At 60.8% G+C, this 13,077-nt stretch carries 15 protein-coding genes; 12 read left to right on the top strand and 3 right to left on the bottom strand.

Annotated elements, in window-relative coordinates; genetic code table 11:
- Positions 1 to 15: 15 nt before the first annotated feature.
- Positions 16 to 294, bottom strand: a complete 279-nt coding sequence (locus BTO02_RS33085; RefSeq protein WP_156884052.1) for a hypothetical protein — start codon at positions 292 to 294, stop codon at positions 16 to 18.
- A gap of 32 nt (positions 295 to 326) precedes the next feature.
- Here BTO02_RS33085 and BTO02_RS33080 point away from each other — a divergent pair, with 32 nt between their 5' ends.
- The 7 genes from BTO02_RS33080 to BTO02_RS33050 all read left to right on the top strand — a co-directional run bounded on the left by BTO02_RS33080 (position 327) and on the right by BTO02_RS33050 (position 5,363).
- Positions 327 to 809, top strand: a complete 483-nt coding sequence (locus BTO02_RS33080) for an ASCH domain-containing protein (RefSeq protein WP_075161152.1) — start codon at positions 327 to 329, stop codon at positions 807 to 809.
- A gap of 124 nt (positions 810 to 933) precedes the next feature.
- Positions 934 to 1,170, top strand: coding sequence for a DUF4224 domain-containing protein (locus BTO02_RS33075; RefSeq protein WP_232243613.1), 237 nt, complete (start codon positions 934 to 936; stop codon positions 1,168 to 1,170).
- 3 nt (positions 1,171 to 1,173) lie between these two features.
- Entirely contained in the window at positions 1,174 to 2,238 is a 1,065-nt protein-coding gene (locus tag BTO02_RS33070; protein ID WP_075161150.1) for a tyrosine-type recombinase/integrase, read from the top strand.
- 579 nt (positions 2,239 to 2,817) lie between these two features.
- Entirely contained in the window at positions 2,818 to 3,489 is a 672-nt protein-coding gene (locus BTO02_RS33065) for a CsgG/HfaB family protein (protein WP_442953475.1), read from the top strand.
- A 78-nt stretch (positions 3,490 to 3,567) separates the two neighbouring features.
- Positions 3,568 to 3,930: a DUF4810 domain-containing protein gene (locus BTO02_RS33060; protein WP_075161622.1), complete on the top strand. Its 363-nt coding sequence runs from the start codon at positions 3,568 to 3,570 to the stop codon at positions 3,928 to 3,930.
- Between the two features lie 16 nt (positions 3,931 to 3,946).
- Complete coding sequence (locus BTO02_RS33055; RefSeq protein WP_075161149.1) at positions 3,947 to 4,621, top strand: DUF799 domain-containing protein; 675 nt, start codon at positions 3,947 to 3,949, stop codon at positions 4,619 to 4,621.
- A gap of 124 nt (positions 4,622 to 4,745) precedes the next feature.
- Positions 4,746 to 5,363 (top strand): amino acid synthesis family protein, encoded by a 618-nt coding sequence (locus tag BTO02_RS33050; protein ID WP_075161148.1) that lies wholly within the window; start codon positions 4,746 to 4,748, stop codon positions 5,361 to 5,363.
- Between the two features lie 45 nt (positions 5,364 to 5,408).
- Here the strand turns inward: BTO02_RS33050 and BTO02_RS33045 are convergent, their stop codons facing one another.
- Both BTO02_RS33045 and BTO02_RS33040 read right to left on the bottom strand, forming a co-directional pair.
- Entirely contained in the window at positions 5,409 to 6,170 is a 762-nt protein-coding gene (locus BTO02_RS33045; RefSeq protein WP_075161147.1) for an IclR family transcriptional regulator, read from the bottom strand.
- A gap of 83 nt (positions 6,171 to 6,253) precedes the next feature.
- Positions 6,254 to 7,549 (bottom strand): MFS transporter, encoded by a 1,296-nt coding sequence (locus BTO02_RS33040; protein WP_075161146.1) that lies wholly within the window; start codon positions 7,547 to 7,549, stop codon positions 6,254 to 6,256.
- A 218-nt stretch (positions 7,550 to 7,767) separates the two neighbouring features.
- Here BTO02_RS33040 and BTO02_RS33035 point away from each other — a divergent pair, with 218 nt between their 5' ends.
- From BTO02_RS33035 to BTO02_RS33015, 5 genes are read left to right on the top strand one after another with little or no spacing between them, the layout of a single operon-like run.
- Complete coding sequence (locus BTO02_RS33035) at positions 7,768 to 8,922, top strand: CaiB/BaiF CoA transferase family protein (RefSeq protein ID WP_075161145.1); 1,155 nt, start codon at positions 7,768 to 7,770, stop codon at positions 8,920 to 8,922.
- Complete coding sequence (locus tag BTO02_RS33030) at positions 8,919 to 9,689, top strand: enoyl-CoA hydratase/isomerase family protein (protein WP_075161144.1); 771 nt, start codon at positions 8,919 to 8,921, stop codon at positions 9,687 to 9,689. Before BTO02_RS33035 ends, BTO02_RS33030 begins: the two co-directional genes overlap by 4 nt.
- Entirely contained in the window at positions 9,686 to 10,519 is an 834-nt protein-coding gene (locus BTO02_RS33025) for a CoA transferase subunit A (RefSeq protein WP_075161143.1), read from the top strand. The genes BTO02_RS33030 and BTO02_RS33025 overlap by 4 nt, the downstream gene beginning before the upstream one ends.
- Positions 10,512 to 11,246, top strand: coding sequence for a CoA-transferase subunit beta (locus tag BTO02_RS33020; protein WP_075161142.1), 735 nt, complete (start codon positions 10,512 to 10,514; stop codon positions 11,244 to 11,246). Before BTO02_RS33025 ends, BTO02_RS33020 begins: the two co-directional genes overlap by 8 nt.
- 5 nt (positions 11,247 to 11,251) lie before the next feature.
- Positions 11,252 to 12,847: a class I adenylate-forming enzyme family protein gene (locus BTO02_RS33015; RefSeq protein ID WP_083615498.1), complete on the top strand. Its 1,596-nt coding sequence runs from the start codon at positions 11,252 to 11,254 to the stop codon at positions 12,845 to 12,847.
- Positions 12,848 to 13,077: the final 230 nt, after the last annotated feature.

The following is a 13,077-nucleotide window of genomic DNA, read 5'->3' as shown; positions in this document are numbered from 1 at the left end:
AAGCCCGAGAAATCCTTACAGTCGCGCAACCGGATAGATCTGCCCGCGATAAGCGACCATGAGAACGCCGTTCGAGAAGTGTGGCGCACTGATCTCTCTCGCCGCCGCGAGCGCTTCTTCCTCAGTTTCGAAACCTGGGCCGCGAAAGCCTTTGCCGTAGCCGGGTTCCCCGTAAAACAGCTGCTCCTCCTTGCCATCCTCGTCCACCGAAAAAATGGCGATGGCTGGCCAGAAATCCCTATCCCCTCGCTTAAAGGCGTATGCAGCGTGCTTAATGAGACCCGAGCTGTTCATTGCGACCTCCATATCAGGAGACAAATCCTAGCATGAAGGCCCTTTCCATCCGCCAGCCGTGGGCGTGGCTCATCGTGAGACCGGATCTAACAGGTACTGCGCGCGCGGCAGCAGTTTCATCGGGCGAACTGAAGGACATTGAGAACCGCAGCTGGCCGACTAGGTTTCGCGGCCGCGTGCTCATTCACGCGGCCAAGGGCATGACGCGCGCCGAGTACGAGGACGCCGAAGATCCGCTGTATTGGTGCGGTGGCCCGACCATCGAACTGCCACCGTTCGAGCAGCTTCAACGCGGGGGCATCGTGGGCGCAGCAACGATCGATGCGTGCATCCAGTCCATGCATCGATCGTCAAAGTGGCACGCGGATGGATGTTTCGGTTTCCATCTCGTGGACACGCGGCCGGTGCCGTTCGTGGCGTGCAAGGGCGCTCTCGGCTTCTTTGACGTGCCGAAGGAAGTCGCTTCACATTTGCGGCAGATGCACGACCTTGGAGCGATCGCATGCAATACCTGACCGACCGCGATCTCGCCGGCGAGCGCGGGTGCATCCTGAGCGACTGTGGCGCGCACCGATTTTGCCTGCGGCGGGAATGGGGCCGCACGCGGCCGCAGCCTTTTTCTTTCGCGGGAGGTGGAATTTGAGCGACACGTTTCTGACGCCCGAAGAGGTGGAAGAGCTCTCAGGAATTCGCGTCGGCCGCGGCGGCAAGACGCGCGAGCAGCTGCAGATAGAATGGCTGCGCACCTCCGGTATTCCGTTCTGGACGAATGCGCGTGGGCGCCCGATCATCGCCCGCTCTGCGATCGAAGGCGGTGCGCGGGCGGACGAACAGCCGCGTCCGAAATGGCAGCCGAAAGTGCTCTCGCTAAGGTGATTTATGGGCCGGAAGCCTACTGTCAACCTGAACCTGCCACCGCGCATGCGCGCGCGGCCGCGCGGAAAGGTGACGTACTACTACTACGACTGGGGCGGTAAGCCGCGGCGCGAAGAGTCGCTCGGCACCGACTTTGTGCTGGCCGTGCGCCGTTGGTCCGAACTCGAGCAGACACAGGCGCCGGCGGCGGCCGCGCCGACGTTCAAAGACGCGGCCGACATCTACATACGCGATGTGTTGCCGACAAAGGCGCCGCGCACGCAGAGCGACAATCTGAAGGAGCTCATTTTCCTGCGCGAGTTCTTCGGCGATGCGCCGCTCGACGAGATCGAGCCTGTCCACATCAAGCAATACCTGCGCTGGCGTCACCAGAAGGCTGTTGCCTGGTTCGAGGCGAAGAAGCAGCCTGTTCCGAAGGACGCGGGGCACGTGCGAGCGAACCGGGAGATCGCGCTGTTCAGCCACATCTTCAATAATGCGCGCGAGATCGGTCTCACGAAGGCACCGAACCCCTGTCTGGGTGTGAAGAAGAACAGTGAGGACGGCCGCGACGTCTATGTCGAGGACGATCTGTATGCGCGCGTGTACGCGCATGCCGACGAGCCAACGCGCGACGCGATGGACCTCGCATACCTGGCTGGCCAGCGGCCTCAGGACACGCTCAACTACGACGAGCGGGACATCCGGGACGGCTACCTGTTCATCGGACAGGGTAAGACGGGCAAGAAGCTGAGAATGGAGGTCGTCGGCGAGCTCAAGGCGGTGATCGACAGGATCAAGGCTCGAAAAGCGGGTTACAAGGTCGTCAGCACGGCGCTCGTCGTGACCGAGACAGGGCAGCGCATGACGCTGCGCACGCTGCAGTACCGGTTCCGCGCAGCGCGCGCTGCGGCTGGCATTCCGGCGAAGGACTTCCAGTTCCGCGATCTGCGCGCGAAGGCTGGCACCGACAAAACCGACGCGACCGACATTCGCCAAGCACAGCAGCAGCTGGGCCACGGATCGATCACGATGACCGAGCACTACGTGAGGAAGAGGCGCGGCGATAAGGTCGGCCCCACGCGCTAAAATCGTTCCGCAATTCTTCGCGCCCCCAAGTGGCAAGCGGCTTTGAGAGGCCTTTATTTTGAGCAATTGCGGAACAAAATTCGGTGTAACTATTTGATTATTATAAATTTGCGCGAGGACTCATAATCCGCCTCCGAAAGGACATCGTGGGTTCGAATCCCACCCGGCCCACCAAGTTTTGCAAGCGTGTCAACGGCTTCCCCAGCCGCTTTTTGCTCGCCTCATTTCTCGGTTTCCTTCCCTGACGATTGCTGCTTAAGCAGCATACGACGACATTTTATTTAGTTAGCTCTACAATCTATTTCGCGATCGATCGTTTTCACGCAATGCGTACGAACCCTCCGATTGCGAGTAGAGAATTGTGCATTTCCGCACAGCCCGCTTTCTTTTATCATTACGGTTGACCTGCAACGAGCATTCCCGAATTGGCATGAACTGCTTATGTCATTTGGATCGCTCGCAAAGGCCAGGTGCATTCGTTGGGCGGGGACTAGCGGATGTGCTTGCGGAAACGTTTGCCGTGCTTGTCGAAGTTCGAAATCGCGCAGCAAAAGAAACAGACCAAAACTCAAAGAAGCGATGATGCAAATAAGATCAAGGTTAATCGCAACGTCCGTTGTGGCTTTATCTGGCCTGGCTGGGTGTGCAACGGAATCGTCTCAGGCGCTGTCGGTACCTGCGCCTGTTCCCGTTCAAGCATCTGCGGCGCAAAGCCTCATCAAGGTCTCGGTTGGGAAATTCGACAACCGCTCGACCTATATGCGAGGCATCTTCTCCGATGGTGTCGACCGCCTGGGCAGTCAGGCAAAGACCGTTCTTGTGACGTCGTTGCAACAAACAGGGCGCTTCAACGTACTGGATCGCGACAATCTCGGAGAGATCCAGCAGGAAGCGGGATTCGCCAACAAAGCGCTGCACATCAAGGGCGCCGATTTCGTGATCACGGGCGACGTGACCGAGTTCGGCCGTAAGGAAGTCGGCGATCAGCAACTGTTCGGGATCCTCGGTCGCGGCAAGCAGCAGGTTGCTTACGCGAAAGTGAGCCTGAACGTCGTCAACACCTCTACGTCGGAAGTCATCGCATCGAGCCAGGGCGCCGGGGAATACAGCCTGTCGAACCGCGAGATTATCGGCTTTGGCGGAACGGCGAGCTACGACTCCACGTTGAACGGAAAGGTGCTCGAGCTCGCCATGCGCGAGGCTGTGCGGCATCTGCTCGAACAGGTCGATGCCGGCACGCTGAAAATGTAGTTCCCCGGCCACAACCGCCGAAAAGCACCGCTCGGCGAAGTCGATTCAATAAAATTCGAATGCCTAACTAATATGAAGATGAGAAAAATCACTTTACGGGATTCGCTGCTTTCGCTTGCATTGGGTAGCGTAGTCGTGCTGACGGGCTGTGCAAATCAGAACGCGACGCCGCCGCTCTACCAATGGACCGGGTATCAGCCGGAAGTCTATGCGTACTTCAAGAACGTGAAGTCGCCGCAAGAGCAGATCGACGGGATGGAAAAGGCGCGCGAGCAAATCGCGGCCAAGGGTAATCACCCGCCGCCTGGTTTTTACGCGCACCTGGGCATGCTCTACGCGTCCGTGGGTGATGACGGCAAGGCAATGAAGGAGTTCGCCGCCGAGAAAGCGGCGTTTCCTGAGTCGTCTGCCTTCATGGACTTCCTGGCCAAGAACAAATAACCCGAGGACATCAATCATGCGCCGCCACTTTTTTCTTACACTTGTCTGCGGCATGCTCGCCGCAGTGCTGCTTGCAGGCTGTGCGGTGCCTAAGCGGCACGTCGACTACACCGCGTTCAGAAAAAGCCAGCCTCGAAGCGTACTGATCCTGCCGCCCGTCAACGACACGAACGATACCGCGGCCGGCTATAGCCTGCTTTCGCAAATGACGCTGCCTGTTGCCGAAGCCGGCTATTACGTCGTCCCGGTCGCTGTGATGGAAGAGACATTCAGGCAAAACGGCCTGACGACGCCAAACGACATCCAGGCAGTGTCAATGGATAAACTTCGCGAGTATTTCGGCGCGGACGCGGTTATCTACCCGAAAGTGACGAAATACGGTTCGGTTTATCAGGTGGTGGACAGCACCACCATTGTTTCCGCATCGGCGAAGATGGTCGATCTGCGAACGGGCGATACGCTTTGGGTCGGCTCTGCCAGCGCGAGTGGCAAGGAACTCGGCGGCAATGTGAACGTGGGCGGCGGCATTATCGTTGCGCTCGTTCAGGCGGCCGTCAAGCAGGTGGCACACAACGTGACCGATGAAAGCCATGATGTGGCCGCGCTTGCCGCGAATCGTCTTCTAAAAGCAGGTCCGCCCGATGGACTGCTTTACGGGCCGCGTTCGCCGAAAGTTGGAACAGACTGGTAGATCGGTCCAGGGCCTGCTACGGCTGTGACCTGACACGCCCGGCGTTTCGCCATATTCTTCAATCGGGCGACCGCATGAGCGGTCGCCGCCCCCGACCGTTCATTTACGCATGGGAGAAGAAGAAATGGAGACATCGTCCGCAATTTCCTCGATCCGTCAGACGTACGTCATCGAACGCGAAACGCTCAGCGAAGCGGGCCGCGTCGCAGGTCAGCCATCGCGTCATGTCGTAGCTGCCGCGGTGTTTGCCAATCCCTATGCGGGTCAGGGTGCCGCGTCCGGCGAAGCGCTCACGCATCTCGCCGAAATTTCCGTCGAAATCGGCGCTTTGCTAACACAAAAGGCGTTGCAACGATTCGCGGGCGAGGCGCGTCCGCGAGCGTATGGCAAGGCCGCTCTGGTCGGCACGAACGGAGAATCGGAGCACGGCGCGGCGCTCATCCATCCGAGGCTCGGCCTCGCGATGCGTACAGGACTCGGAGCGGGCCCCGCACTGATTCCTGGAAACGCGAAGCTCGGTGCTGCAGGTACCACGATCGATCTGATTTTCGGCGGCGCCGATGATGCCTGGGATTACGACGCAATGGACGGCATCGCGGTGTCGGTGCCGGGTGCGCCGGCGCCGAACGAAATTGTACTGTTCGTCGGATTCGGTACTACGCGCGTCAACGCGCGGGTAAGAGGGGCGAGTGCCGACCAGGTGGCAAAGCTCGTGCAGGATATCCAGAGTCGCAGCACATGAACGCCGATGACGCGGTGGCCGCACAGCGGTTCGGGTCGCGGCCGCCTAACTTTTCCCCGCCCCCCGATGCCCCATCGCGCGCGAAATCTTAAGCGCGCACGCCTCCACATCAGGCGCGAACTCTTTCATCTTCCGCGCGGTGAGCCGCTCGAGCGGTCCCGAAATGCCCACCGCCGCGATCGGCTGCTCAAGCCCGTTGAACACCGTCGCGGCCACACCGCCGACCCCTTCGCGCCACTCCCCGTTATTGACCGCGTACCCGACGCGCACGACCTTCTGCAACTCCGCCTTGAGCGCGGGCAGCGATGTGATCGTTGCGGCCGTGTGCCTCGTCAACTGCTTCGCGTAGCCATCGAGGTAGCCGTCATGCTGATACGCAAGCAATGCCTTGCCCGTCGCCACCGCATAGGCGGGACCGCGTCCGCCCACCATCGAATAGGCGCGAATCGGCTGCGCGCTGTCGATTTTCTCGACGTACACGACGTCGAGCCCGTCGAGCACCGATAAATGCACTGTTTCTTCGGTACGCTCGGCAAGCGCCCGCATCAACGGTAGCGCAACCCTGCGCACGTCGAGCTGCGCCAGCTGGCGCGCGCCTAATTCGAACAGTCGGATCGTGCCGCGATAGCCGCCGGCCTGTTCGTCGCGCTCGACGTAGCCGGCGTGAATCAGCGTCTGCAACGTGCGATGCGCATTGCTGCGTGTGAGCCCGACACGCGTCGCCAATTCTTCGATTGTCTTCGGCTGGTTCTCGAGGTCGGTGACCGCCTCGAGAACGACGAGACCTTTGAGCAGTGTCTTGTCCATATTAACTTCCTAAATAATAGGAAGTCTATCACGCATTCTGGCCAGCGAAGTGTGGGCAAGCACGACCGCCCGCATGGAAGAACTCACGACGTAACCGTCGATATTTCCCTCACACGGTTTTTGTCGCCGCGCACGACAGCCAGCGTGGCGACGAGCGCAAGCAGCGCACCGATCGAAAGCCACGCGCCGGGCACCGCCTTGTTCCCCGTCGTGTGAATCAGCAGCGTGCAGATCGCCGGCGTGAAGCCGCCGAAAATCGCTTGCGACAGGCTATAAGCAAGCGAAAAGCCGGTGCCGCGCACATTCGGCGGAATGATTTCCGTTAGCGTGACGACAAGTGACGCCTGATACGTTGCATAGAGCACAGCGAAGCCGACCTCGACCGCGAGCAGCGTGCCGAACGAAGGCGCGCTGACGAGCCAGCTCATGGTCGGATACGACACGAGCGCGATGATCAGCGAGGCGCTGACGAGCATCGGCTTGCGGCCCACCTTGTCGGACACCGCAGCCATTGCCGGAATCATCACGAAGGTCGTCATCGCGACGCCGATCGTCACCCAGAACGTATCGATCGGTTTGAGGCCGAGCACGGCGCGTCCATAGGTCGGCGTATAGGCGGTGATCAGGTAGAACATGATGCTGGTAAGCGTAACGAGCATCGTCGACCAGAGAATGATCTTCCAGTTCGTCGCAAGCGACCGGAAGATATCGCCGACCGATTGCGGCTTTTGCGCCTTGAACACGTGTGATTCCTGCACCGAGCGGCGAATCCAGAACAGCACCGGAATGATCGAGCAGCCGAACAGAAACGGAATGCGCCATCCCCATGCGTCCATTTGTTCGGCCGACAGCGTGAAACGCAGTACGACACCGAGAATGGCCGCGATGAGCACGGAGATCTGCTGGCTCGCGGACTGCCACGACACATAGAAGCCGCGCCGTCCGGGCGGGGCAATTTCCGATAGATACACCGACACGCCGCCTGATTCGGCGCCGGCCGAGAACCCCTGGAGCAAACGGCCCGCAATGACCAGCACCGGCGCGAGCGAACCGATAGACGCATAGCTCGGCGTGACTGCAATGAGCAGCACGCCGACCGACATCAGGGTCAGCGTAAGAATCAGGCCCGCGCGCCGCCCGTGCTTGTCCATATACGAGCCCAGCACGATTGCGCCGAGCGGCCGCATCAGAAATCCGACGCCAAACGTTGCAAGCGACAGCAGCAGCGAAATGAACTCGTTATCGCTGGGAAACATGGCCTTCGCGATCGATGACGCATAAAAGCCGTAGACCATGAAGTCGTACATCTCGAGGAAATTTCCGCTTACCACGCGAAAAACGGTTCCTGCTCGCGCGTCGGGCGCTGGGTGCGTCGCCATCTGTGTCTCTCTCCGAATCGAATTTAGTTTCCTAAAATTCAGGAATGTGTTCTCAAATTTTGGTTTACTTGATCCTCGCACCGCTGCAAAATGAGGTCAAGCGGCAACGCTGCATCCAGGGGAATTCCCTGGAACCGCGCAACACCGCATTCGCAAATGCACTAATCAGGGTGCCGGGTCAGGCGGCACGAACATCGGGCAAATCAGCGAGGGTTGAGATGGAATTGCCACTTCAGGGAATTCGGGTCATCGAGTTTTGCAACGTCGCGGCGGGGCCGTATTGCGGCATGCTGCTTGCCGATATGGGTGCGGATGTCATCAAGGTCGAACATCCGGAAGGCGGCGACACGCTGCGTGCGTGGCCGCCGATTTCCGACGGCTACAGCGAAAACTTCGCGTCGCTGAATCGCAACAAGCGATCCGTCGCGCTGAATCTGAAAGACGCAGCCGATATCGAGCAGGCCAAAGCCTTGATTCGAACCGCGCACGTGTTGATCGAAAACAACCGTCCCGGCGTGATGGACCGGCTCGGTCTCGGCTACCAAGCGATCAGCAAGCTCGTACCGCACATCGTTTATTGCTCGATCTCCGCGTATGGCCAGACGGGCCCGCGTGCGCAGGAAGGCGGTTTCGATCTCACCGTGCAGGCGATGAGCGGCATCATGAGCATCACGGGCGAACCCGATGGCGCACCGGTCAAATGCGGCGTACCGCTCGCGGATTTTTCCGCTGGGCTCTATGCCGCTTTCTCGGTCGCATCGGCCTTGCGTGGTGTCGAAAGCACCGGCGTCGGCACCCATATCGATGTGCCGATGCTTGGCGCGACGCTCGCAATCGCCGCACTGCAGACGTCCGAATACTTCGGCACCGGCCGTGATCCGGTGAAACTCGGCTCCGCGCATCCGCGCAATGCACCGTACCAGGCGTTCAAAGCGCGCGACACGTGGTTCGGCATGGCCGCAGGCAACAACGCGCTGTGGCGTTCGGTATGCCAGGTCGTGGAACGAAGCGATCTCGAAGCCGACGACCGTTTTGCCACGACAACCTTGCGGGCGCAGCATCAGGTCGTACTGCGAGACATTCTCGAAGGCATTTTCGCATCGGCGGACGCGCAAACGTGGATTGCACGGTTTCGTGCGGCAGGCGTGCCGTGCGCGCCGATCAATACCTATTCGCAGGTCCTTGCGGACGAACAGGTCGCGCATATGACATGGGTTCAACCGCTCGAATTGCCGAATGGCGTGAAAACGCGCACTTTCGCGTCGCCCGTGCGCTTTTCCGGCGAGACGCCACCCATCCGTATGCGTCCGCCCGCGCTTGGCGAACACAATCGCGAGCTGCTCGCCGGTGCGGCAAGCGAGGTCGAAGCATGAACCTGCTGGCAATTGAAAAGTACCCTGAATACTGGTCTATTACGCTGAAACGGCCGGAAAAGCACAATGCCTTGTCGGCCGAACTCGTCGAACAGTTGATCGCCGTTTTCGACGAAATCGCCGCATCGAATGTGCCGGCCGCGGTCTTGCAAGGTGAGGGCCGCTGCTTTAGCGCCGGATTCGATATGACCGACGTCGATCAAGCGAGCGAAGGCGACCTGCTGTTGCGATTCGTACGTATCGAAACGCTGTTGCAGCGCGTTGCCGCGTCGCCGGCGTTGACGGTCGCATTTGCACACGGCAAGAATTTCGGCGCGGGCGTGGACCTGATCGCCGCATGCAATATGCGCGTCGCGGCGCCCGGTACGACGTTCCGCATGCCAGGGCTGCAATTCGGGCTCGTACTGGGTACGGGCCGCTTTGCGCGCATTGTAGGTTCGCACGAAGCAAAGCGTATCCTCGAGGCATCCGAAACGTTCGATGTCGACCGTGCGGTTCGAAACGGTTTTGTCGAGCGCGTTGCGTCGCCCGAGCAGCGCGACCATGTCATCGCGGATGCGGTTGCGCGAGCCACGTCTCTGCCCGGTGCTAGCCGCGCACTGCTAGGCGATGCGCTGCGCGAGGCGATGCACGACGACCACGCGAACGCCGATCTTGCCGCTCTCGTCCGCTCGGCAGCCGAACCTGGTCTCAAGCGCCGCATCGATGCCTATCGAAACCCCGCGTCGAGCCCGCGCAGTGAGCATCCGCAGAAGGAGACGTCATGACTTCCGGTTTTCCGGACACCGATAAGCAGGTGTCCCTTTCAGAACTCGTCGCACGCGTACCCGATGGCGCATCGCTGGGCCTTGGCGGCAGCTTCCTGCATCGCGGTCCGTTCGCGTTCGTGCGCGAACTGATTCGCCAGCAGAAGCGCGGCATCGAAGTGATCAAGCAGTCGCCGGGATACGACATCGACATCCTCTGCCGCGCGGGTGTCGCGAGCCGCGCGCGTTGCGGCATCGTTGCGATGGAGGGCAATTTCGGTCTTGCTCCGTACTACCGCAAAGCGGTCGAAAGCGGCGCGCTCGCGCTTGAAGAACACGCGTGCGCGAGCCTGACCGCCGGCTTGCGCGCAGCCGCATTCGGCGTGCCGTTTCAGCCTTGCGCCGGACTGCACGGCAGCGACCTCACACGAATCAACAACTGGAAGTGCATCGAAGACCCGTATGGCAGCGGCGTTGCGACGTGGGTGATTCCGGCAATCGCGCCGGACTTTGCCGTTGTCCACGCGAATAGCGTCGACAGACAGGGCAATGTCCGCATTGCCGGCACGTATCACTGGGACCGCATCATCAGTCGTGCTTCGAAGAGCGTGCTCGTCGTCGCCGAAGAGATTTCGGACGAAGATTTTTCGGCTCAGCCGGAGCTGACGGTGATTCCCTACTTCATGGTCGAAGCGTACGCAATCGTTCCGAACGGCGCGTGGCCGGGGTCGTGCTGGCCGAAGTACGCAGTCGACTATGCCGCGGTGGAGGCGTATCTGCCCGCGGGCGAACAGGTGCTCGACGCACACCTCGCTCAAGCGCCGGAAGAAAGGAGCGCGCATCATGCATGAACCGTGGTCAGGCTTCTCCTATATCGTCACGAATCTCGCACGTTTCATCCGCCCGAACGAGATCACCTTCAGCGGTGTGAATTCGACGTTGCCGATGCTCGCGTGCCTGATGGCCAAGCGCGCCTACGATTGGGACTTCGTCTATATCAACGTCGCGGGCGGCGTGAATCCTACGCCGTCGTCGATTCCGCTGTCGAGTTCGGACCCGGTGCTGGCCGAAGGCTCGGCTTCGATCTTCGCGAACGAAGACTTCTACGACCTCTGCGCGCGCGGCCGCATGGACCTGACTTTTCTCGGCGCCGCACAGCTCGACGGAAGCGGTTGTGCGAACAACTCGTGCATTGGGGAATGGGATCATCCAAAAGTACGCCTGCCCGGCGGCGGCGGCGGCGCCGTGATGCTGCCGACCGCGCGTCGCGCATGCACGTGGCGCACCGAACATTCGCGCCGCACCCTTGTGCAGAAGCTCGATTTCGTCACGTCGTGGGGCGGCATGCATGGCGTCGTCACACCGATTGCGGTATTCGTGAAGCGCGATAACCGGCTCGCGCTGCAGTCGTGGCATCCGGAATCGAGCCTCGACGAAGTGCGTGAGCGCACCGGCTTCGAATTCGATGCAACCGGTGCGGAACCGACTCGGCCGCCGAGTCAACGTGAGCGTGAGGCGCTGCGCGCGCTCGATCACGCTGGGCAATTCGAACACGACGCGGCCATTCGCCTGAGGTAAGCACGATGCTGAAGCAATCCGATTCGCCGCGGAACACGGAACGCGGCACGACCAGCACCGCAAATCGCGCCACGCAAACGCTGGCCGAGGCGCTCACCGCGTGCTGGAGCAAACCGGAAGTCGCGGCTTTGACCGCGCTCGACGACGGCAACCGGTCATTCACGTACGCGCAACTCGCCGATGCCACCGCAACGACCGCCGCCGGCCTGCTTGCGCAGGGCCTCGCGCGAAGCGACGCAGTGGCGATTGCAATGAGCCGCTCGCTCGACGCGGTCGTGGTTCTGCTTGCCGCCATCCGTTGCGGGCTGTGTCCATGCGTACTCGAACCTAAACTGCCGGCGGAAGAGATCGATGAACGATTGACGCTGGTCGGCGCGAAAGGGCTCGTATTCGATTCCGCCAATAGCGACCTCGTACAGGGGCTTAAGCGCGATCCCGACGGGCGCGGCACCATCCGCGCCATCGATGTTGCGCAACTCGGCGCGTACGCCGCAGCCGAAGCCACGGCTGACTCGACATGCGAACACGATGTCGACGAACGCACGCCCGCATTGCTTCTGTTCACATCGGGAAGCACCGGCCGCCCCAAGGCGGTTGAACTGACGCAACGCGCGCTGTTGAACAATGCGCTTGGCGTAATCGCCCACACGGGCCTTTCAGCGCAAGACCGCTTGCTGCACGTGATGCCGATCTATCACACGAACGGCGTGAACAATCAGTTATTCGCCCCGTTGCTGACAGGTGCGACGATTATCTTCGCCGACCGCTTTCGCGCCGACGACATGCCTGTGTTGATGGAGCGGCACCGCCCGACGATCATCACCGGCGTGCCGACGATGTATTCACGCATGCTGTCGCAGACGTTCACGCCGGCGGCGCTTGCATCGCTAAGGATCGCGCGATGCGGTTCGGCGCCGATCACCGAGGCGCTGCACCGCGAGGTGGAAGCGAAGCTCGGCTGTCCGCTCATCGTCTCGTACGGACTGTCGGAAGCAACCTGTACGAGCACGATGAACCCGCCGCACGCACGCCGCATCGGTTCGGTCGGCACCGTGTTGCGCGGGCAGTCGGTTCAGCTGCGGCAAGCCGACGACACGATGACGGACGCGCCCGGTGTCGAGGGAGAAATCTGTATCGCCGGACGTAGCGTGATGACCGGTTACCTCGGCGCGGAAGACGCGACGGCGCGCACGGTCACCGATGGATGGCTGCGTACCGGCGACCTCGGCCGCTTCGACGAGGACGGGTATCTGTATGTCACCGGCCGCATCAAGGATGTGATCATTCGCGGTGGAGAAAACCTCTCGCCATTGCTGATCGAAAACGTAATTGTCAGCGAGACGCACGTGCGGGCCTGCTGCGTGGTCGGCAAGCCCGATCACGATCTCGGGGAAGTTCCGGTTGCAGTCGTAGTGGCCGGCAACGATTCGACACTGCACGCACAGGATATTTGCGATTCGGTACGCCGCAGACTGTCGCGCATCTATGTGCCGCACGAAGTGTATTTCGTCGATGCGCTTCCCGAGACGGCGGTCGGCAAGATCGATCGCAAGTCGCTCGCCGGTTTGGTGCGCGATGGCTTGCTTCAGGCCGTCGCCTAGCTCCCGCATCGCTTCCTTGAGATTGCGAAATCCCGCGCGAGCTTGCATGAATTCCCGTAAGCTCGCGCGCACTCGTGCTTTTCGCGCCGCAACCAGAACACGAAATCCTCAAATCTCGTTGAAGCAGCACGCTTAAACCACAAGGAAGCGTTCACCGCTTCTAATATGTGCCTTAACGCACCGCCCCCGTCGTGCAAGTCCGCTTTAGAAAATTCATTCATCACCCACGC

The sequence above is a fragment of the Paraburkholderia sp. SOS3 genome, assembly GCF_001922345.1.
Taxonomy (GTDB): domain Bacteria; phylum Pseudomonadota; class Gammaproteobacteria; order Burkholderiales; family Burkholderiaceae; genus Paraburkholderia.
This window is presented reverse-complemented; position numbering and strand designations above follow the sequence as displayed.

What these genes read in the sequence shown, in the direction of transcription:
- BTO02_RS33030 (WP_075161144.1), top strand. Translation starts at nt 8,919, where the DNA reads ATGAACCTGCTGGCAATTGAAAAGTACCCTGAATACTGGTCTATTACG.
- BTO02_RS33045 (WP_075161147.1), bottom strand. Translation starts at nt 6,170, where the DNA reads ATGGACAAGACACTGCTCAAAGGTCTCGTCGTTCTCGAGGCGGTCACC.
- BTO02_RS33085 (WP_156884052.1), bottom strand. Translation starts at nt 294, where the DNA reads ATGAACAGCTCGGGTCTCATTAAGCACGCTGCATACGCCTTTAAGCGA.
- BTO02_RS33015 (WP_083615498.1), top strand. Translation starts at nt 11,252, where the DNA reads ATGCTGAAGCAATCCGATTCGCCGCGGAACACGGAACGCGGCACGACC.
- BTO02_RS33040 (WP_075161146.1), bottom strand. Translation starts at nt 7,549, where the DNA reads ATGGCGACGCACCCAGCGCCCGACGCGCGAGCAGGAACCGTTTTTCGC.
- BTO02_RS33060 (WP_075161622.1), top strand. Translation starts at nt 3,568, where the DNA reads ATGAGAAAAATCACTTTACGGGATTCGCTGCTTTCGCTTGCATTGGGT.
- BTO02_RS33050 (WP_075161148.1), top strand. Translation starts at nt 4,746, where the DNA reads ATGGAGACATCGTCCGCAATTTCCTCGATCCGTCAGACGTACGTCATC.
- BTO02_RS33065 (WP_442953475.1), top strand. Translation starts at nt 2,818, where the DNA reads ATGATGCAAATAAGATCAAGGTTAATCGCAACGTCCGTTGTGGCTTTA.
- BTO02_RS33080 (WP_075161152.1), top strand. Translation starts at nt 327, where the DNA reads ATGAAGGCCCTTTCCATCCGCCAGCCGTGGGCGTGGCTCATCGTGAGA.
- BTO02_RS33035 (WP_075161145.1), top strand. Translation starts at nt 7,768, where the DNA reads ATGGAATTGCCACTTCAGGGAATTCGGGTCATCGAGTTTTGCAACGTC.
- BTO02_RS33020 (WP_075161142.1), top strand. Translation starts at nt 10,512, where the DNA reads ATGCATGAACCGTGGTCAGGCTTCTCCTATATCGTCACGAATCTCGCA.
- BTO02_RS33070 (WP_075161150.1), top strand. Translation starts at nt 1,174, where the DNA reads ATGGGCCGGAAGCCTACTGTCAACCTGAACCTGCCACCGCGCATGCGC.
- BTO02_RS33055 (WP_075161149.1), top strand. Translation starts at nt 3,947, where the DNA reads ATGCGCCGCCACTTTTTTCTTACACTTGTCTGCGGCATGCTCGCCGCA.
- BTO02_RS33025 (WP_075161143.1), top strand. Translation starts at nt 9,686, where the DNA reads ATGACTTCCGGTTTTCCGGACACCGATAAGCAGGTGTCCCTTTCAGAA.